17 protein-coding genes are annotated in these 19,547 nt (G+C 42.0%); 3 read left to right on the top strand and 14 right to left on the bottom strand.

The window, feature by feature from the left end:
- The 6 genes from MUP17_07300 to MUP17_07275 all read right to left on the bottom strand — a co-directional run.
- A partial coding sequence (locus tag MUP17_07300) for a hypothetical protein (GenBank protein MCJ7458781.1) occupies nucleotides 1-698 on the bottom strand: 698 nt, incomplete at its 3' end.
- Nucleotides 699-731: 33 nt separating this feature from the next.
- Complete coding sequence (locus MUP17_07295; protein ID MCJ7458780.1) at nucleotides 732-2,270, bottom strand: hypothetical protein; 1,539 nt, start codon at nucleotides 2,268-2,270, stop codon at nucleotides 732-734.
- A 12-nt stretch (nucleotides 2,271-2,282) separates the two neighbouring features.
- Nucleotides 2,283-3,053, bottom strand: coding sequence for a DUF5683 domain-containing protein (locus tag MUP17_07290; protein ID MCJ7458779.1), 771 nt, complete (start codon nucleotides 3,051-3,053; stop codon nucleotides 2,283-2,285).
- 151 nt (nucleotides 3,054-3,204) lie between these two features.
- Entirely contained in the window at nucleotides 3,205-4,176 is a 972-nt protein-coding gene (locus tag MUP17_07285) for a sugar transferase (GenBank protein ID MCJ7458778.1), read from the bottom strand.
- Between the two features lie 362 nt (nucleotides 4,177-4,538).
- On the bottom strand, nucleotides 4,539-5,408 hold the full coding sequence (locus MUP17_07280; GenBank protein ID MCJ7458777.1) for an exosortase/archaeosortase family protein: 870 nt from the start codon (nucleotides 5,406-5,408) through the stop codon (nucleotides 4,539-4,541).
- 367 nt (nucleotides 5,409-5,775) lie between these two features.
- A complete protein-coding gene (locus tag MUP17_07275) occupies nucleotides 5,776-6,837 on the bottom strand; it encodes a PorV/PorQ family protein (protein MCJ7458776.1) in 1,062 nt (353 codons plus the stop codon).
- 648 nt (nucleotides 6,838-7,485) lie between these two features.
- Here MUP17_07275 and MUP17_07270 point away from each other — a divergent pair.
- Nucleotides 7,486-8,514, top strand: coding sequence for an endonuclease NucS (locus MUP17_07270; GenBank protein ID MCJ7458775.1), 1,029 nt, complete (start codon nucleotides 7,486-7,488; stop codon nucleotides 8,512-8,514).
- A 546-nt stretch (nucleotides 8,515-9,060) separates the two neighbouring features.
- On the opposite strand, the gene MUP17_07265 is transcribed toward MUP17_07270, so the two are convergent.
- Together MUP17_07265 and MUP17_07260 are read right to left on the bottom strand one after the other, a co-directional pair.
- On the bottom strand, nucleotides 9,061-9,423 hold the full coding sequence (locus MUP17_07265; GenBank protein MCJ7458774.1) for an SMR family transporter: 363 nt from the start codon (nucleotides 9,421-9,423) through the stop codon (nucleotides 9,061-9,063).
- Nucleotides 9,424-9,453: 30 nt separating this feature from the next.
- Nucleotides 9,454-10,920 carry an MFS transporter gene (locus MUP17_07260; protein ID MCJ7458773.1) on the bottom strand — a complete coding sequence of 489 codons (1,467 nt, stop codon included), beginning with the start codon at nucleotides 10,918-10,920 and terminating at the stop codon, nucleotides 9,454-9,456.
- A gap of 402 nt (nucleotides 10,921-11,322) precedes the next feature.
- On the opposite strand from MUP17_07260, the gene MUP17_07255 reads away from it, so the two are divergent.
- Both MUP17_07255 and MUP17_07250 read left to right on the top strand, forming a co-directional pair.
- Complete coding sequence (locus MUP17_07255) at nucleotides 11,323-11,889, top strand: hypothetical protein (GenBank protein MCJ7458772.1); 567 nt, start codon at nucleotides 11,323-11,325, stop codon at nucleotides 11,887-11,889.
- Nucleotides 11,890-11,974: 85 nt separating this feature from the next.
- A complete protein-coding gene (locus MUP17_07250) occupies nucleotides 11,975-12,193 on the top strand; it encodes a glycosyltransferase (protein MCJ7458771.1) in 219 nt (72 codons plus the stop codon).
- A gap of 128 nt (nucleotides 12,194-12,321) precedes the next feature.
- Here MUP17_07250 and MUP17_07245 read toward each other — a convergent pair whose 3' ends face one another.
- The 6 genes from MUP17_07245 to MUP17_07220 form a co-directional block, all read right to left on the bottom strand.
- A complete protein-coding gene (locus MUP17_07245; protein MCJ7458770.1) occupies nucleotides 12,322-13,449 on the bottom strand; it encodes a DUF362 domain-containing protein in 1,128 nt (375 codons plus the stop codon).
- A 14-nt stretch (nucleotides 13,450-13,463) separates the two neighbouring features.
- Nucleotides 13,464-14,366: a hemolysin family protein gene (locus tag MUP17_07240; GenBank protein MCJ7458769.1), complete on the bottom strand. Its 903-nt coding sequence runs from the start codon at nucleotides 14,364-14,366 to the stop codon at nucleotides 13,464-13,466.
- Between the two features lie 476 nt (nucleotides 14,367-14,842).
- Nucleotides 14,843-15,301, bottom strand: a complete 459-nt coding sequence (gene ybeY / locus MUP17_07235) for an rRNA maturation RNase YbeY (GenBank protein ID MCJ7458768.1) — start codon at nucleotides 15,299-15,301, stop codon at nucleotides 14,843-14,845.
- Nucleotides 15,302-16,774, bottom strand: a complete 1,473-nt coding sequence (locus MUP17_07230) for an HDIG domain-containing protein (protein ID MCJ7458767.1) — start codon at nucleotides 16,772-16,774, stop codon at nucleotides 15,302-15,304.
- 417 nt (nucleotides 16,775-17,191) lie between these two features.
- Nucleotides 17,192-18,157 carry a PhoH family protein gene (locus MUP17_07225; protein MCJ7458766.1) on the bottom strand — a complete coding sequence of 322 codons (966 nt, stop codon included), beginning with the start codon at nucleotides 18,155-18,157 and terminating at the stop codon, nucleotides 17,192-17,194.
- A gap of 361 nt (nucleotides 18,158-18,518) precedes the next feature.
- Nucleotides 18,519-19,547: hypothetical protein (locus MUP17_07220; GenBank protein MCJ7458765.1), on the bottom strand; the 1,029-nt coding region annotated here is incomplete at its 5' end.

The following is a 19,547-nucleotide window of genomic DNA, read 5'->3' as shown; positions in this document are numbered from 1 at the left end:
TGATTTAAAAGGGTAAAGGGGAAGGTCAAAAGATTCGGAATCAGCACAAAAAAATAGGTGGAGAAGAAATTCCTTTTATAGATTGACACGCTCGAGCCCAATCCAGACAGGACATTCTTACCACTTATGACGATCGCCGCAAAGGCATAGGCAAAAAAGCCGTAGAAAATTATCCCCAGGCCCAGGCTTAAGATCTCAAAGGCTAACTCTCTTTTAAAACCTCCAGTCAAAAGCCCTTTTCCCAACCTGGGAATGAGATAGAACCAGCCCAAAAGGACTAAAGTCTCTACGAGCCAGACCCCTAACAATAAAAAATACTTGGAAAAAGCGACCTTTAACCCCTCGCCTAATTTTGCCTTTCTATCCGGTAGAAAATAAGAGAAAAAAAGATAGGTTTCCCAGCCGATGAAGATAATCCCCACAATCCCTCCCAGGAAAAGGTTACCCCTGGAAAAGATCTTGGGGAGAAAAAGAAAATAAGCCGGATAATGCAGGGCAAAATCGCCGATGAATCCTTTGATCAAAGGGATAAAAATGACTGATAGTAAGGGAACATAAAAATAGACCAGGGCTAAAAGAAAAAGGAGCTGGATTAAAGCGTATAAAAGAAAAGGTATCCAGAGCAGAGGCTTTTTTAAAGACTTAAGTCCTGCTAAGTAGATGGAGAAAAAAAGATTGACTTTTTCTAAAAGGGTCATAACCTTTCCGGGTTCAAACCTTTAGGATGAAAATCAATAGGGCCAGCAGACCAGATTTGAAGGGTCTGATACCAGTCCCAAAAGATCATACACTATGACATAATAACAGTATCTTGCGCCGACATTAAGATGAGAATCAGTATAGCTGGTGGTCCCTTGCTGGCTGACGATTGCCACGCTGATAGTATCTGTGTTTCCTCCGGCTGTATCAACCCTGAAAACCTGGTAAAAATTGAAATCGAAATCGCGATTTTGTGACCAGGAAACTCTCAGACTGGTGCTGTCGACGCTGGATAGAGAGACTGTCACTGCAGCTGGAGGTTTATTCTGCAAAGTGGTTCCGCTTTCCACGTTGCTTGCGCTGAAAAGTCCGGAACGGTCATAAACATAGACTCTGTAATAGTAAGTAGTGTTTGAAGAAAGCCCGGTATCGGTATAACTGGTGGTGGAGCGGGTAAGGATTGTGTTCACTAAAAGAGAATCGTTATTGACCGAGCTGGTCTTCCCCCGATATATCCGGTAAGAATAAAAATCGTTATCCTGGCTCTGAGTCCAGTAAAGAGTTAAAGCTGACTGTGTGGCAGCAGATGGAGGAAAAAGAACCACTGCTTCAGGCGGGGACTGAATGGTGACTTTTCCCGGAGCAGTAAATGAAGGTGCCTGGTTACCAGCTTCATCTTTAAAATGTCCTGTGACCAGAGCATACTCCATCTCCGTATTCAAGGGGATTAGATAATCCAGTTCATACACGCCATCTTCAGCCGTCTGATCTCCATTGGTTCCATTGTCAAAAAGCTTTATTCCCGTAATAGTCCCTAAATCTACGCTGGCTTCCCCGTTGGTTTCTCCAGCTTCCATCCTGAAATGAATGGTCTCACCCGGGCTTTTAGGCTGTCCCTGGGTATCCTCAGTCAAATTGGATATACGTGCCTGGGTATCCAGATTTATTTCGTCCTGGTAAAAACTGAAAGACTCGTTCCCGTCCTGGTCCTTGAATTTAACATAAACTGTTTTACTGCCATCCCCTGGTTTCAGAATCCAGGTCCGGCCTGAAACAAAGCTCTCCCAGCTCGAATTGGAGAAAAGCGAGTCGTTTCCGATGAGCATATAGGTACTGGTCAAAGGAGCGACCATCTTTAAAGTCACGCTAAGTGAATTGGTCACCCTTCGGTTATCATTGATGATTATCCCGTATAGATTGGACCTGGCAGAAACTATCCTGGATTTGTAACCTTCAAACCCCTTTTTATCCAGAGAAGATATCTGGTAGTAATATTCCTGGCCGTTTTTAATTGACCTGTCAGTATATTTCTTGGTCGTGGAAGAATCATACTGGGTTGGGGTAATCCCGCTTGAATCTGCACGGTAGATTCTATAGCCTCCGATTCCTGAGGTGTCGTCCACTTTCCAGGAAATATCGATACTCTGGTCCCCTACTTTCAAAACGACTTCTTTGGGGGTAGGCGGTACAAAGAAGTTCTCATCCGGGCTGGTCGGGCTTTTTATCTTCCTTTCGCATCCGCTAAAGATTAAAAAGGAAAACAGAATAATAACTGATATCTTTCCCCTCATTTTTTTCTCCTTTTAAAAATTCTTGACCAGGCTTAACTTTATCCCTCTATTTTCCGGCTCAAATGAAATCGAGCTGCTTATGTTCAAGCTTTCTTTTAAAGAAGGGTAAAATACTATGGCGTCCAGAAGGTTGAATCCCCAGGCCGCTCCGACTAAGATCAGAGTAATCCTTCTGACGTTTTCAGCATCATAAGCCTGGCGCTGTTTTTCATCCAGGATCTGCTTGAGCCTGTATTTGTCCTCTACATTCGTAGCCGCAGCATAATCGTTCTTAGCAAAGACGTAAGCATCGTTTTTATTGGAGAAGTCATTATCTGCTACCACAAAGGCAGTTGCAGCTCCTAAGGTGGCAAAGCTGAAAAGGAACGATTTTTTCTTTTCCCCGTAGTAATATTGTCCCCATCCGGGAACGATGGCTGACCTCAAGGCTCCCTTTAACCTGGTCTTGGGAGCAAGATTGATAGAAATAAGCTTGGGCGTGGTGCCATCTAACCAGATGCTGGTTGACCATCCTTCATACCCTTCTTTGAGAGCCCTGATCTTATATCTCCCTTTTAAATTCAAAGGGAGGGTTGCCGGGGTGGTAGCATTCAGACTATATTCCCCTTCTAAGAAAACAGTTGCTCCGGAAGGGACTGAGGTGATGACCAGCCCGGCTTCGGATTTCTTCTCCTCTTCCTGAGCAAAAGCTGCTTGAGAAAAGAGGAAAACCAGAACTATAATCAGTCCGATTAAAGGTCCTGAGGACCAGACTATTCTTTTATCTTTTTTTAGGTTAGTCATATTTGCTCCTCGGATAGAAGTATCTCTTTGACATCTTAAATAAGATTATTTGAAAATATAGTTTCTTAAGGAATAAAGCAAGTATTTTTTGATCCGGGAAAATAAAAAAAAGTCCCCCTACGGGGGACTCAAAAATCTCCGGGGTACAAATTTAGCAGGCGCCTTTTCCAGTTGCTACTACTAAGATAGTCTTGAGCAGGATCTTAAAATCTTTAAGCAGAGACCATTGCTGAATATAATTCAGATCATGGTTTACTTTTAATTTGACATCCTCCATGCAGGAGTCGTATCCATTTTCAACCTGGGCCTGGCCAGTTATGCCCGGCTTGACCCCGAGTCGATTAGGATATCCATCGATCCGGCAGATGAAATCTCTGACAAAGTGATATCTTTCCGGCCTGGGTCCTACTAAACTCATCTCGCCTTTCAACACGTTAATCAATTGGGGAAGCTCATCTATTCTGGTTTTTCTCAGGACCTTTCCGATATTGGTTATCCGGGGGTCATCGCTTTTAGCCCAGATGGGACCACACCCCTTTTCCGCATCCACCACCATGGTCCGGAACTTGTACAGATAGAAAGTCTCTCCGTATAAGTTCTTTTTTCTTCGATCAGTTCTCCTTTCCTGCTTGTTCCTTTTTATCTCTAAGGTTCTTCTCTCCCTTCTTCTTCTGTTCATTCCTACTCTTTCCTGACGGAAAAAGACAGGACCGGGTGAATCTAACTTAATCAAAATGCCCACTACGAAAAACAGGGGTAGTCCTAACAAAAGGCCTATGGCTGAACCCGAAATATCAATCACCCTTTTAAGGAATTTTTCGGCTTTATCCAGATAATAAGCTCCTAACCCTTTTTCTGTTTTTCCTTCAGGAATCAGAACGAAAGTTAAGACAGAAAACATCAGATAAAAAGTGGATAAGACTTGATCTCTTACCCAGACCAAGACTTTCTGTCTTAAGCCTTTGCTTAAGGAGGAGATATTGGAGGATGATTCAAAACCTGAAGAAGCTAACTCGATTTCTGATCGATCAGTAACTTTTAGTGCAACTTCACCGATCGAGAATCGATTAATAAATTTTCTTTCTGATTTTTTTTGAGATAAAGCAGATATACTCTTAGACATAACTTTTTTCCCTCGCCAGACTTTTGTTTAATCCGAGAATATATATTTGGTAGTATATTAAGCAAATAAATTGCCAACTACAGTTCGGAATCAGATAAAAATTTAGAAGTTTTTTAAAAGTTCCCGTGAAGATGTAAGCTTAAATCTAATAGCGGCTTACAAATGTGAACTTTTTCTCTTACTTTACTCTTAAATTAAATAGGATTTGTTTTATCCTATATTTTTGGAGATATTAATTTTTTCTATGCAAACCCTTGCATATTTTAGGTAACAGCTTACATTCGCAGGATTTTTTATTCTGGAGCTTATTCCTGGATCTAAAACTGAATAAATCAGCAGGTAAATTTACTCTGGGGTAGTTCTTATTTTTTTCTGCTAAAAAATTTTATAATCTGGCTGACGATGAAAAGAGAAAAAACCGAGATCAGAAAAACTATCAAGCCGGAAAGCTTGTGTAGAAAATCCTCAGCTAATTTCGGGCTTATCACATAAGCCCCTATGGCAGTAATAAGGATGCGAAAGATGTTCGCGCCGATGGCAATCGGAAAGACTGAAAAGAATAAAATTAACCTTTTCAAATTTGATTTATCAGAATTTGTATCTTTGGGAAAGGTTATATAGACAAAAAAAGCTCCCAGGGCCAAAAGGGAAACCAGGGAACGCAGTCCTGAGCAAGCCTCAGCCACCTCCATCGAATAATTAGGGAGGAGAATGATATTCCCCTGCCTGATCGAAGGAAACCCGATAAAATGAAGAACATACTGGGTCAATTTGCTGGAAAGCAATTGCATCGGGAAAGCTATCGCATAATAGATGACATTTGGAATCGGAACCATAAAGGTAAGGAAGGCGATTGGAAATAAAAGCTCCTTTGCCCATTCTTTCCCGTTGAGATAGTATACCAAGCCAAAAAGGACGATTACCAAGGAGAACCTGGCAGAAAAATACTCAGCCCCAGCAGTACCGACGATGTAAATCCCCAGTCCCAGTAGAAGAATCAAAAATCCAAAGTAAGACTTTTTTCTCTCCAGAGATTTTAACTTATCTTTCTTCTTCCAGACCAGATAGGCACTAACCAGAGGAACCAAAAAACCATGCGAATAGTTAGAATCTACCCACCAGTCACCGACCAGACCAATAATCACCTGAAGATAGAGTCCAATAAAAAGGAGAATCAAAAGGTAAGTGGTCCAGTCCAGTCTAAAAGCAAAAACCTGATTCTTTTGTTCCATTCAGATTTTCCTTACAGAATCCCAATAATTATTTTTCCCGACGATATTAAGTATTTCGGCTCAGGTGATAATATATTATATTAAAAAAATTAAGAAATAGTAAAATGTCTGCTTGCCCTGATTAAAAGAGCTTTTTTGACAGCGGCGGGTGGCACCCTCAAACTGGTTTGAGGGTGCTAAAGGAATCTGCTCGAACTTGCTCCCAGGCGGATGTTATCATCCGCCTGTTTAGTCGCTGGATGATAACATCCAGCGAGAGCGGAGCTTGGCTCGATAAATCGAGCAACTACAGGTCTCGAAATAAAAAAAGATGGGCTTCCCGTAGGGGAAACCCATCTTGCTGCTGGGAGAATAGAGAGAAGTTGCTTTATAAGCTCCTTTTAGTGCCGAACCGGTAGCTCAAGGAGATCCGGTGAGAACCTCCCAAGACCTGGTTTGGCGAATAATTATAATCTACCTCCCAATTGGAGAACTTAAAACCACCTCCTAAGGAAAGACCAGTCCCTTCGAGGTTCTGGGCTGAGGTTTTATACTCATATCCTAAGCGCAGAAATGCCGATTCTTTATAGCCGTATTCGATCCCCTGTTTTAAGATCGGCTTATCATCCCGCGGAAAATCCACGTCCCAGGCTAAACTGACTTGGTCTTGCAAAAGTTTATACCCGAATCCTAAGGTGAATTTACCAGGCAGAGGCTCTTTTTCCTGGATGAATTTCATTGAGGTACCTAAATTAGTGTACGCCGCACCTAAAGAGAACTTCCCTCTCCTGTAGATGAAACCGAAATCCAGGGCAAGACTTGAAGCCCTTTCATTTTCCAATTTCTCCTGAATCCCTTTTAGACCAGCCCCTAAGGACACCGATGGAGAAACTTTATAGGAATAAGCTAATCCCAAAACTGTTCCGTAAGCTGAAAAATCTGAAGTAGGATTATCTGAAGCATCGTACCCCTGAAAATCTCCCAGGTTTAAATAAGTTATGGAAAAACCCAGAGTATGTTTGGGAGCAACAGGAAGAGAATATCCTAAGTATTCAAAATTTACGTCCTGGTACCAGTTCTGATGTACAAAAACGATTTCCTGCTGGCTCAGCTGCGATAGACCGGCTGTGTTCCAGTAGATAGAGGTGGCATCATCCGCAATCCCTACAAATGCACCCCCCATCCCTGAAGCTCTGGCACCTATTCCAACCTTTAAAAAGTTGGCCCCGCTCGTGCCTCTGGCCCCTTCACTCAGAAAACAATAGCCAGAATTGATAGAAAGGAATTGCCCCAAAATAAGTAGAAGAGCGCTTAACCTGATTCTTTTTCTCTTGATCCCTGTCAACTTCTCCCCTTTCAAAAAGAAAACCGGTAAAAGAGCAAATTCAAAAATCCTCAAAGATTTATGGCAACTTCTATGCCTTTCAACCGGTAAACACTTTTTAATCATCCTTGATCTTTACAATTCCTTTTCAGATAAAGAATTAAGCCTGAGCTACAAAATAGGGTTCCTCCTTTGTTTCAGTTTATAAACGAAAATTTATGGGAAAATATTGAACAAATTTTAATCCGTCATAGAAAATTTTTCCACTATCTTTTAGCCTGCAAGAAGATTAAAAAGTTTGAACTTTTTTTGAGCAGATGACCAGAAAAGAACTCAAATATGGGAGAATATTCGCAGCTCCCGTAGGACAATGCGACCCTGTCCTACGGTGGCTACGCCAGACGTAGTCTCCGTTATCAGGAAAAGGGTCGCGCTACTACCGGGTGACACCCTCAAACTCGTTTGAGGGTGTGATTAGAAGTATAAGTAAGTGGGCCAGGCGTCTCGCCTGACTGAACAGGCAGGGATGCCTGTTCCACCATATTGTATCCCCACTCCTACGGATCTAAATTCGGACTTGCCCTCAAGGTGGAGTAATGAACCGTCTAAGAAGAAAACAGAAGCACACAGTATATGGTTTGCCCTCTCCTGTAAGACCGTTTTTTTAACCAAAAAAGTCCGAGATAATTTTGTATTTCTATCTTTTTTCTATTATATTGAAAATAGAACTGATCAAATATTTCAAATACTAATTCAAAAAAGAGAGATAAGAAGATGGAATTACAGGAAGCAATTCAGATAGTAAAACAGCGCTATCAAACTGACATAGCAAGAATCAACGAGGAAAAAGCCGTCATCGAGAAATTTGGTTTTATGTTTCATTCTGATAATTTAGATAGACTCACCGCTGAAAATTTTAAATCATTCTTGTTAATTAAAAATAACAAACATTGGACTGGTATTCATAGACAAGGGAACATAATAACTTCTGACATGGATAAATTGAGAAAAGTCTTGAAACTGTTAGTTGACGAATCAAAGCCAATAGAAGAGAGACTTGATGAAATAATTCCAAAAAATCCAAAAAATAAACCACTAACAATCAAAGGATTAGGGAGAGCAGTATTAACTCCCATACTCTTGGTTGTTCATCGAGACAAGTATGCTGTCTACAATAGTATTGCTGAAGAAGGTATGAGAAAGTTTGATATACTACCTAAATTGAAGGCTGAGAGTTTTGCTGAAAAATATGTGAAAATAAATAAAAAGATAAATGATCTTGCAGAAAAAGATGGACTCTCTTTATGGCAGATGGATGATGTTTGGTATGAAGCTCTTGCCAAACCCTTTCCGCCAGAAGAAACAAGAATAGATGAAGCGACAGAGGTCTCTCCAGATGAATCAGAGTTCGAAGAAATCATAATAAGAGAATGGGATAGAATTCCTGCATTTAATGGTTTAGAGATTCTGCAAGAAGATGGTGATTTAAAAGGTCAGCAGTTCAACACGAATGAAGTTGGCAAGATCGATCTTTTATGTAGAAGTAAAGAGACAGGAGATTTTGTAGTAGTAGAATTGAAGCGTGGTAAGGAGAGTGATAAAGTCGTGGGTCAGGCGTTAAGATACATTGGTTGGGTTAGGAAGAATCTGGCCAATAAAGGTCAAAAAGTTGCTGGTCTAATCATTACTAAGGAGGAAGATACAAGATTAAATTATGCTTTAGAACCTATCAAAGACCTAATTCAACTAAAATTTTATAAGATTTCAATCAAAATAACTGACTCAATTTCTCATTCCTTGTGACTTAGTTACCCGGGTTTTATGGCAGTATCCTCATCCTGCCTTCAAGGCGGCGAATCAATACGTATGGTTCAGACTTGTGTGCGGATTTTTTTTTAATGGGAATCCGAGGGTTTCCGTTACAAAAAATTTGCCACCGGGTGGCACCCTCAAACTTGTTTGAGGGTGTGATTAAAACTATAAGTAAGTGGGTCAGGTGTCTCACCTGACCGAACAGGCAAGATGCCTGTTCCATCTTCTTGCTCCCAGGCGGATGTTATCATCCGCCTTTTTCGTCGCTGGATGATAACATCCAGCGAGAGCGGAATATTTAGCTTATGTAGCGGAAGGCTTCAGCCTTCCATATTACTGTAGTATGGAAACCTGAAGGTTTCCGCTACAAAAGAATTAGCGACCCTGAAAGGGTCGCGTTACCTGGTACCCCCACCTTGCCCACAAGGTGGGGGTATTGACCCATGTTGAGGGCACAACATGGGTCTACTATCTGTGAGTCGTAGCGCGAGGCTTTCAGCCTCGCAATGCGACCCTGAAAGGGTCGCGCTACGAAAATCATTTCCCTATCAGCAAAACCCCTATTAAAATCAAACCCATGCCGATCCATTTGTATAAAGAAAAAAGCTCCTTGAAAACCTGCCAGGAAAAAATCACAATCAAAACATATCCAGTGCTCATCATCAAAGGATAGGCAAAGGAAAGATAGGTTCGGGACAAGACCACCATATATAAAGCCACGCTGGCAACATAAGAAAAAATTCCCAACAAAACAAATGGACTAGTAAAAAAGACCCTTTTGAAATCTGAGATGAGCAAAAGCGGATTTATCGCCCCGGTTTTATTCATCCCGGCTTTCAGGAAAACGTGCCCGCCTACGTTTAAAAGGATAGCCGCAAATATCATCACCCATTGAGACATTTTGAATTTACCTCCTATCTTGTGGATCTCCTATGGATCCATTCTGGACATATTATGATTATTTTTCTTTTTAACTCTGAAAGTCGATCTTGCCCAGTTCACCAAGGTCCAGGTCTCCCTGCCCAGAGGAACGCGGTTGAAAAATGAATCCCCCATTTCTTCTATCATTTCCCTGGTAGGTCTGCTTTTCGGCTCAAAAAGTTTTTTCAAAAACAGAAGCCCGAAAATTCTGCCAACTCCTGAGATTACGAAAAGTACGTGAAAGTTCACCAAGGTCTGTCCTTTAAAAACAAATCTGAAGTCACTTAGGTGCTGGGCAATAACCCCTCCTAAGGCTGATGCCAGGAATAAGACTAACCCGTTAATAGCTGCAACAGCCGCCAGATAATAGACCCTCCCCTGCTGTGGGGACAGGGCTAAGACCACATTGAAAGAGGCCAGGGTAAATCCTGACCAGAAAATTCCTCCCATGATAGCATCGATCCATAAGGGGAAGATATTTTGGGGAGTAGCAAAGAGCCAGAGGAAAGGTATGAGGAAAATAAAACCCACATTGAAGATTAAAACCGGCTTGTTACCGTATTTGTCAATGGCTTTACCCCAGAGAGGCTGCACAAACAAACTTATCACCCCTGCCAAAATTGAGAAAAGCGAGATCAGGTAAAAATCCAAATGAAGATTTTTGAGCATATGCGGCGTCCAGAAAGGGGCTGAAATCCCGGTGACAAAAGACCAGTAGATAAAAAAATAGATCAGACTCCTAAAATTTTTATCGGACAGAGGGATTTTGAGGGTAGACCTTAGATTCACCTCCGGATGAGGAATCATCCTCGGCTCAGGCTGACGGGTCAAAAAGGAGGCCGCAATCCAGGCTGAGAAAACTGCTAAAAGGAATATAAAGGAAAACGCAAAACCGGTGGGATTTTCCTTCAGATACCTATCAATAAAATCAGGCAGGTATGCGCCTATCCTGGAACCATCAGCTCTAAAATAATCGATCAGTTTCGCCCCGGCAAAATTTGAACCCATGGTAATGAACCCCAGCACAGTGTTTCGCAATCCGAAATATCTTCCTCTTCTTTCTTCGGGAACCAAATCCGACATCCAGGAAAGCCAGGCAACTGCCACCAGATTAGCAATGGCTGAGGATAGGGACAAGAACAAAAGGAAAATGACAATTTTGAATTTCTGGCTTTGCGGGAAAAAAGGTAAGAAAACGAAGATCAAGAAAATCGACCGAAATAAAATCGAGCCGAATAGATTGAACTTCTTCCTCTGTTTGAACTTCTCGACTCCCAAAGCACCTAACAGTTGAAAAGCCTGAGCTAAAAAGGGAAAAGCCACAACTAAACCCAATTGAAAATCGTTTGCCCCTAACAAAAGGGCATATCCGGCTAAAAATGGCCCGGTGGTCAGAGCAAGGAAAATAGCCGCAAAAGACCCCTCATAAATCGAGATTTTGAGCCCCTTCTCTATTTGTCTTATATCTAACTCCATCACGGTATCCATGCCTTTTATATATTTTGATTCTATACGATTTTAGGGTGAAAAATATTATGTATAAGAGGTTAAGTAAAGTAGATTTTAACAAGATATTACTTTTGTCGTATATATTCTGTAGTTTTTTTTATCCGATGAGTTATATTTAATTAACCAGATCAAATCCTTAAATCCTTTAAGAATTTTACAAGAAAGTATAATCCTAAGGCTTTAGCACTAAAAACATTATTTAATTTCATATAATGCTCTAATTAAAAAAAACCGTTCACATTTTTTCTGTTGACAAATTTTTATATCTCCATTTTATTAAGCACGTAATGTAAATGGTTGAGCATTAAAAAATACATGTCTTGTGAAACATTTAAACTTAAATGAAATTGCTCAAGGAGTTTAGAGAAAATGGAAGAAAAAGAAGGTCTAATAGTTGAATATAAGGCACTGCGAGAAGAGATCAAGAACAATTCACAAGTAATCGCCAATATTTTTACAGTTACGATTACTGGCATGGCAGTTCTTACTGGATATGGGTTCAAAGAAAAAAATTGGGTTATATTCCTTTGCTCTTTTGTTATGCTAATACCAGCATTATGGTTTATTGCATCTCAATTAGAGTCAACAGTGCGAATCGCAACATACATTAGAACTTGTATTGAACCATATGTAGATGGACTCCGTTGGGAAAACAAACTATCCCAACTACGAAAGAGCAATTTAGTACCAGAACGGAAATATACGCTTTCAATTACAGGTATATATGGTGCAATAGGAATTACATGTATACTGTTGTCCTGGATATTTTTTCCTTGGGGAGGGAAAGGATATTCAATCATTGAACTTGTAATCCTTATAATCGCTTCTGTTGTTTTAGTTGCTACTATGGTTCAAGTTATATTAAATGTAAGTAAATGTTTTGGACAAGATTTTGGCTCAAAATACTGTAAGGCTTGGAGAGAATTGAAAGAATAATATACTAAAAAAATATCCTATGTATCCTTCGCAAACTTGCAAAATATTATATGCAAAATGAGCAGTAGGTGGTATTCGTCTGCAGGTGATTCATAACTACACTGGACTTTTAGTCCATTCGATTGAGGGCGCCGCTTTCAAGATCAGATACCTTTTGAATAATCCCGCCCTGGCTAAAAGATTAGGTGAGAACGGATATCAACATGTCAAGCATAATTTCTTGATAACCCGCCATCTGAGAGACTACCTCCTATTGCTCATAGCTTTAGACTATCCCCATCAGCACATAATCAATTTAGGATAAATTTGAGCCCGTAGTCGCTCGATTCATCGAGTCCAAATGGACCCAATAAATTGGGCAACTACAAAATTGGACAGACAAAATGTCTGTCCTACCTTCTCCCTGTCTACTGTATGCTGTCTACTGTCTACTTATTTCGCTATTTTCCCCGCCAGCCAGCTTTTCTCCAGATAGATTGCCTTCTGAGGACACAGCTCCTGGCAACACATACAGTTTACGCAATTTGAATAATCAAAAGTTGGCCTTTGCTTTCCTGCAGAAATTGTCTTAAGCGTGCAGTTGAGCACGCAGATATTGCAGTTGGTGCAAGTGCCATCGTAAATGTTGGGCCGCACCCAGACCAAAGGACCCAGCAGGTCAACCAAAAATTTAGGAACCAGCTTCAGAAGCCTATTAGAGGGCAACTTGAAAGAAGCGGGCTTTACATTTTCTATTCTTTCACCAGCAAGCTCAATCTGAGAAAAATCAGCAACTCCTAAACCTCTTTTAGCTGCAATTCTGGTTGAATCTATCTCTCCATCTTTAAAACCTAAAATTTTTGCGGAGACCGCATCTGAAGCTACAGCATCTTCACTGGTTAAAAGAAAACCCAAATACTTCGGGTCGCCGGAAGAGGGACCATCCCCTTCCATTCCCACGACTGCATCCATTAAAGTAATCCTGGGTTTGACCAAAGAGTAGATATCAACAATGACCTCTGCAAACATTGCAGGTTTGGGTGCTTCTTTGTGGTATTGACCTTTTCTGAAACCAGGGATTACCCCGAACATATTCTTTATTCCGCCAGTCATTAAAGTGAGAGTGTGGGTCTTAAGTTTTGCTAAGCTTATAATAACATCGGCTTCCAATACCGGACGGGCTATATAATATGTTTTCCCGGTCTCAGATTTTTTTTGCTCTACCCCTTTTTCTTCAAACGAGACCAGAGGCACTCCTGAATTCTGCGAAGCCAAACTCATCTGGGTATTATCCCAGACCCTTTTTACTCCTCTGTCCGCACCACCCGGGCTGTCACCGATGTAAGGTTTTGCTTTTAGAGCCAAAACCTGCTCTGCTACTGCCTGAACAACTGAAGGATGAGTGGTAATTGCCCTGGATGGGTCTTTGGCAGAAAGGAGATTTGGTTTAATCAGGACTTTATCACCAGGCTTGATGAATTTATTCAACCCACCTAAATTCTCGAAAGATTTTCTTACCGCTCCTCGCACATTATCTAAAAGATAATCCTGACATCTTTCGATTGAGACTTTGCTTTTCATCGTTTTTTTATCTTTTATCCGTCATTTGTTTCTCGTCTTACGTCTTCCTTCTTACGTTTGACCTTCACCCTTACAATCCTTTGCCCTTTTACTTTTTCCACCTGAAAACTCAATCCTTTATATTCGATTGTCTTCCCCTCCTCCGGGACACCACCCACCAGATCGTAGATTAGTCCTCCCAGGGTCTCAAATTCCTTCTCTGGCAAATCTGACTTCAGGGCCTCATTCAGGTCGCGGATGGTAACCTGGGCTGCGACTTTATATTCCCCCTCGCTTATCTTCTGAACCACCGGCTCAACTCTGTCATGTTCATCCTCGATCTCTCCTACAATCTCTTCCAGGATATCTTCTAGGGTGACCAGCCCTGCTGTTCCTCCATATTCGTCCACCACGATAGCCACGTGTTGTTTCTCCTTTCTCATCTCCTGTAATAGTTCATCGATTTTCTTATCCTCCGGTATAAAAAAGGGTTTGTGAGCCGCCTTTGTCAGATCCATCTTTTCTAAATCTTTTCGCTCCTCCACGAAAAGGTCCTTCACATGCAATATCCCGATTATCTGATCAATGGATTCTCTAAAAATAGGTATACGTGAATGTCCGTATTTTTTTACCAGCTCTTTTACGGTATCTAAAGACTCCCCCTCCTCCACACAGATCATATCTATTCGGGGAATCATTATCTCCTTGGCAAGAGTTCTCCCCAGCTCGAAGATGGAATGGATCATCTTCTTCTCGTCTTCCTCCAGGTTCTCCATCTTGTCACCTTCAGTTAATGCCAGTGACCCCATCTGCTGCTCTAATTTCTCCTCAGGTGTTTTTTGGACAACTCCAAATCTATAAGGGTATTTGCAGGCTTTAATAAGAAGCTTAAGCAAAGGATTTAAAAGTTTCCGCGTGAAACTCATCTTTGTTTCCATAATTTTAACTGACTTCAGTCATGTTTTTCCCCTCTCCTTGAAAAGGAGAGAGGGTTAGGGAGAGGTTCCTTTCCATGCTCAAGCCACTCATCCTAGACCTTTGGACTGCCTATCGAACAGGCAAGCCGATAAAAGCTTTACGGCTCGTAGAGATGCCTGTTCCACCATTTCCCTTCTCCTTTTAGACGATAAAAGCTTTACGGTTCTACGGAGGCTTCACTCCTCGTAGAGGAGAGGGTTGGGGTAAGGTCTGTTTTTACGCTCAAGTTCTTTTATTCATCAGGACACTTTTACCCGCCTTGAGGGCAAGGCGGGGTCACCGATTACAAGCCTGTCATTGCGAGGAGTTCCCTCCGGGGACGACGAAGCAATCCTCTCTTCTGTGCGACCATCGAACAGGCAAGATGCCTGTTCCACCATTTCCCCTCTCCTTTGAACCTTTGAGCATTGAGCCTTTAAGCTTTTCTTTTACATTCTCACGAATAACGGTCACTTCCTTCTTTGATACTGTGCGAACCGATATACCCCTCTTCTTTTTTCCTCATTTTCTCCAGGTCTTTTTTAGTCTTATGCTCATGCCCTAAAAGATGCAGAATCCCGTGAGCCACCAGCCTTTTCAATTCCTGATCGAGGGTGGCCTGATAGTCGTGAGCTTGCTTTCTTGCTCTGTTGACAGAGATATAGACCTCTCCTAAAAGACTTCTTTTAGTCTTTGTATTTTTATCCTCTTTAAAACTGAAAGAGAGAACATCAGTCGTTCCCTTCCTGCTGGTAAATCTCTGGTTCAGCCTTCTCATAAAACTATCCGAGACCAAAATAATATTCAGATCACCTTTTTCTTCGAAATCTTTTAAGATTTTCTGAGCTAATTTTTTTAGTGAAGATAATTTTACCCTGGAGTCGGAGGATATGTTCTTTATGAATACTGGTGACATCTAACTTTCCTCAACTATCTCTGGGTAATCGATCCTGGGATGGAATACCCCGATCAGGATCGGGAGAAAACTTTCCTCGATGACATGCAAATCTTTCAAGGTCAGCTCGCATTCCTCTAATTCACCCTGCTCGAATTTGTCCATAATTATCTTCTTGATCAAACTCATTATCCGGGCAGGCTTGGGCTCCTCTAAGGTGCGGGAGGCGGCCTCAACTGCATCTGCTAACATAAGTATTGCCGCTTCTTTGGAACGTGGTTTGGGACCAGGATACCTATATTCAGCCTCCTGTTCTTCAGAACCTCCCTGGTCTAAAGCTTTTTTGTAGAAATAGGCCATCAGGGTAGTGCCGTGGTGCTCCTTTATCAGATCAGTTAATTTTTTAGGAAGATGCTCTTTCTGTGCCAGCTCAGCCCCTTCCTTGACATGCGATTCCAAGATCAGAGCGCTCATCGATGGAGAAAGCTTCTCATGTTTGCTTTTTGCGCCCATTTGATTCTCCACAAAATATTCCGGTTTTTCTATCTTGCCTATATCGTGATAATAAGCCCCTACCCGGGCAAGAAGCGGATTTGCGTTTAAAGCCTTGGCTGCTGCCTCAGCTAAATTCCCAACTACTATGCTGTGATGATAGGTCCCCGGAGCTTCTAAGGCTAATCTTTTTAAAACCGGCCGGTTCAGGTCTGAAAGCTCAAGCAGGGTAACATCAGTGGTGATGTCAAACAGGTATTCAAAGATCGGCAGAAGCCCCATGGCCAGAAAAGTGGAGAAAAAACCGTTCAGGATCCCATACCCGCATTGTTCTAAGATAGCCTGGGCCTGGCTCCCCTTTAGAACCTCGAAAAGATAGATCATCACTAAATAGCTTAAAGAATTATAGAGCATCGGCCGGTAAAATTTATACCTCTCTTTTACCCCTCTCACGCTGAAAGTGGCAACTGACCCGGCCACGATGGAAATGAAATCTAAATTGAAGCTAAAATTGAAAACGATCTCTAAAAGGAACCCTATCAGAAAACTGTAGATCAACCCTACCTCGTAACCCAGAAGGAGGGTCAGAAGCATCGAGCCTAAAGTAATCGGTATAAGGTAGTATGAAAAACCTATCTGAAATACCAGAAAGTAGCCCAATGCCATCTCTGCGACAATCAGTATAGCAATGATCAGCAACTGGGAAAAACTCTCCAGGACTTCTTTTTTAAGCAGGTAAATGAAGATCAAGAAGAAAAGGAAAACCAGCAATATAAGGACAAACCTTATGAAAAATGGGAGGATGGCCTGCCAGGGAGCTATAGCAACTACCTGGCTTTCTGGTAGACGATGGAAAGGAAAAAGAAAGGTTACGAAAAGAACAGTGGCTAATCCAAGGATAATCTTTGGGAGAAAGCTTAAGACTTTATTATTCTTCCTTCCTTCCCCATTTAAAAACAAAATCCCTTTTAGCTTTTTTTTGAATTTGAGAAAATTGCTCATATCATTCTTTGTTCTGACTGACTTCATTCAGGTTTCGCATCACAAGTCTGTCATTGCGAGGAGTCTCGCATTTATGCGGGACGACGAAGCAATCCCTCCAAAGTAAACGGATTGCTTCGCCCCGCAGGGGACTCGCAATGACAAGGCAAACCCACTTTGCCCTCAACCTGGGTTAATCTCCCCATCCCGCAATATAATGGAGCAAGGCGGGATTACCGACATATCTTTTTACCATTGAACTTTTGAACCTTTAAACTTTTTTTATCTTAGTGGGTCAGGCATCCTGCCTGGCCTTAATGAACAGGCAAGATGCCTGTTCCGCCATTTTTTTGAACCTTTGAGCCTTTAGGCTTTTTCTTACGCTCACGAACCACGAATAACGGTCACGTCTCTTATCCCTTGAACTCTTGAACTTTCTTATTGTTCTGATTCAAACCTTTCATACGCTTTGATGATGTCCTGTACCAGTCTATGTCTGACCACATCTTTTTCAGTGAGGTAGACAAACTCAATCCCCTGGATACCGGCTAAAATCTTTTGAATCTGCACCAGGCCAGAAGACCTTTTATCAGCCAGGTCAATCTGGGTTATATCTCCGGTTATAACTGTTTTGGAATCAACGCCCAGGCGCGTCAAAAACATCTTCATCTGAGCTACCGTCGTATTCTGAGCTTCGTCTAAAATGACGTAAGCATGATTAAGGGTTCTGCCGCGCATAAAAGCTAAAGGAACGATCTCGATTATCCCCAGCTCCATCAATCTCCTGATCTTGTCAGCTGAGAGCATGTCGTGCAGAGCATCATAAACCGGGCGCAAGTATGGATCAACCTTTGCTCTGATGTCTCCTGGCAGAAATCCTAAGCTTTCACCTGCTTCCACTGCCGGACGTACTAACACCAGACGGCTGACCTCCTTGTTTTTCAAAGCACCGACTGCTTTAGCCACTGCTAAATAAGTCTTACCAGTCCCTGCAGGACCAATGGAGAAAACCATATCGTATTCCTCCATAGCCTGAACATATTCCTTCTGCCCAACTGTCCTTGGCTGGATGACCTCCTTAGTAAAAATCGAAGTCACCAGTGAGGATACCTGAAGATTGTCTGGAGAGCCTTCTTCCTCTTCTTTAACCAGGGAGATGGCATATAGCAGGTATTTTTCTGAAAGCTCATTATTCTTTCTAAGATGAGTTAACAGAGCATTGAATAAAGCCTCTAATTGGTTTATCTCTTTTTCATCGCCCTGGATGATGACATTACCCCCCCGGGCGATGATCTTGGCATCGAACTGGCTTTCGATCATCCGCAAAAATGAACCCCCCTGCCCGAACAAAATTCTCTGGTCCACATCCCCCAGATCAATTTTCTTAACCCATTTTTTCTTCAAGTTTTTTCTTAATTACCTCCTTCTATCTGTCGTAGCGAACTGGTAGACCCATGTTGCCCTCAACGTGGTTCTGTCTCCCGCCTTGAGGGCAAGGCGGGACTACCGATTACCGTAGCGCGACCCTTTCAGGGTCGCATTGCGAGGCTGAAAGCCTCGCGCTACAAATTCCCCTCTCCTTGTATGAGAGGGTCAGGGTGAGGTCTCTTTACACGTCCACTTCGCTGCTTGTGGATGTTATCATCCACAAGCAGATGTTTGCGAGGATGATAACATCCTCGCTGAGCTTAGACGAACAGGCATGATGCCTGTTCCACCACTTTTCTCCCTTAAACCCTTGAACTATTAAACCTTTGAACCTCTTTTATTTTTCTTTTACAATTTTAATTCCCAATTCTTTCAGCTGTTCTTCCTCAACTTCAGACGGTGCACCATCCATTAACGACTGAGCCGCAGTGGTTTTGGGAAAAGCGATAACGTCTCTTATCGAATCAGAGCCACAGATTAAAGCCACGATTCTATCCAATCCCGGAGCAATCCCGCCGTGTGGCGGCGCGCCACATTCCAATGCATTCAGTAAAAACCCGAAAGCATTTTCTGCTCTCTTCTCGTCCCAGCCCAGGATATTCAAAATCTTCATCTGAACATCCCTTTTATGATTCCGTATGCCACCTGAAGCTATCTCTGTCCCATTCAAAACCAAATCATATTGCCGCGCTTTAATATTCCTCCAGGGGTGTTCTGGGTTATCAATCGGCAGTTTCGATTTAAAACCTTCGTCCAGTTTGGACATATCCTCTTCAAAAGGCTGGGTAACTATGTTGTGCATCGCCTGAATCTTTTTCTCCTCAAGATTATATTCAAAAAGAGGGAATTCCGTTATCCACAGAAACCCCCATCTGCTCTTGTCGATTATATTATATTTACGTGCAATCTCCACCCTTAATTTACCCAAAACCGATAAAACTGTATCCTGTTTATCAGCCACTATGAATATTATATCCCCTTCTTTTAAATCTAATCTCCCGGCAATAGAATCAATCTCTTCCTGACTGATATATTTGATAATCGGCGAGCGCAGACCTTCTTTTAGCTTCGCAATCCAGACCAGCCCTTTGGCTCCTGATTTTTTCGCACTTTCCTCTAACTCGTCTATCTGCTTCCTGCTTAAGAATGCGCCTTCCTTGAAATTTATTCCTTTGATTTTCCCGCCTGAACTAAGTGTTTCCGAAAAAACCTTGAAACCTGAGCCTTTGACCAGATCTGATAAGTCAACAATCTCTATCCCGAACCTGATGTCCGGCTTATCCGAGCCAAATCTTTCCATCGCATCCTGATATTTAAGCCTGGGAAAAGGAGTCTTCAATCCTAAGTTCAGCACGTTTTTGAAAAC

It is taken from the genome of Candidatus Zixiibacteriota bacterium (genome assembly GCA_022865345.1).
Taxonomy (GTDB): domain Bacteria; phylum Zixibacteria; class MSB-5A5; order MSB-5A5; family RBG-16-43-9; genus RBG-16-43-9.
The sequence above is the reverse complement of the archived record's forward strand: the minus strand, read 5'-3'. Positions and strand labels throughout refer to the sequence as shown.

Bases quoted from the DNA above. Each gene is read 5' to 3' on its own strand.
- MUP17_07275 (MCJ7458776.1), bottom strand. From the start codon at position 6,837: ATGATTAAAAAGTGTTTACCGGTTGAAAGGCATAGAAGTTGCCATAAA.
- MUP17_07255 (MCJ7458772.1), top strand. From the start codon at position 11,323: ATGGAAGAAAAAGAAGGTCTAATAGTTGAATATAAGGCACTGCGAGAA.
- MUP17_07270 (MCJ7458775.1), top strand. From the start codon at position 7,486: ATGGAATTACAGGAAGCAATTCAGATAGTAAAACAGCGCTATCAAACT.
- MUP17_07230 (MCJ7458767.1), bottom strand. From the start codon at position 16,774: ATGAGCAATTTTCTCAAATTCAAAAAAAAGCTAAAAGGGATTTTGTTT.
- MUP17_07290 (MCJ7458779.1), bottom strand. From the start codon at position 3,053: ATGACTAACCTAAAAAAAGATAAAAGAATAGTCTGGTCCTCAGGACCT.
- MUP17_07280 (MCJ7458777.1), bottom strand. From the start codon at position 5,408: ATGGAACAAAAGAATCAGGTTTTTGCTTTTAGACTGGACTGGACCACT.
- MUP17_07295 (MCJ7458780.1), bottom strand. From the start codon at position 2,270: ATGAGGGGAAAGATATCAGTTATTATTCTGTTTTCCTTTTTAATCTTT.
- MUP17_07240 (MCJ7458769.1), bottom strand. From the start codon at position 14,366: ATGGAAACAAAGATGAGTTTCACGCGGAAACTTTTAAATCCTTTGCTT.
- MUP17_07260 (MCJ7458773.1), bottom strand. From the start codon at position 10,920: ATGGAGTTAGATATAAGACAAATAGAGAAGGGGCTCAAAATCTCGATT.
- MUP17_07285 (MCJ7458778.1), bottom strand. From the start codon at position 4,176: ATGTCTAAGAGTATATCTGCTTTATCTCAAAAAAAATCAGAAAGAAAA.
- MUP17_07265 (MCJ7458774.1), bottom strand. From the start codon at position 9,423: ATGTCTCAATGGGTGATGATATTTGCGGCTATCCTTTTAAACGTAGGC.
- ybeY (MCJ7458768.1), bottom strand. From the start codon at position 15,301: ATGTCACCAGTATTCATAAAGAACATATCCTCCGACTCCAGGGTAAAA.
- MUP17_07245 (MCJ7458770.1), bottom strand. From the start codon at position 13,449: ATGAAAAGCAAAGTCTCAATCGAAAGATGTCAGGATTATCTTTTAGAT.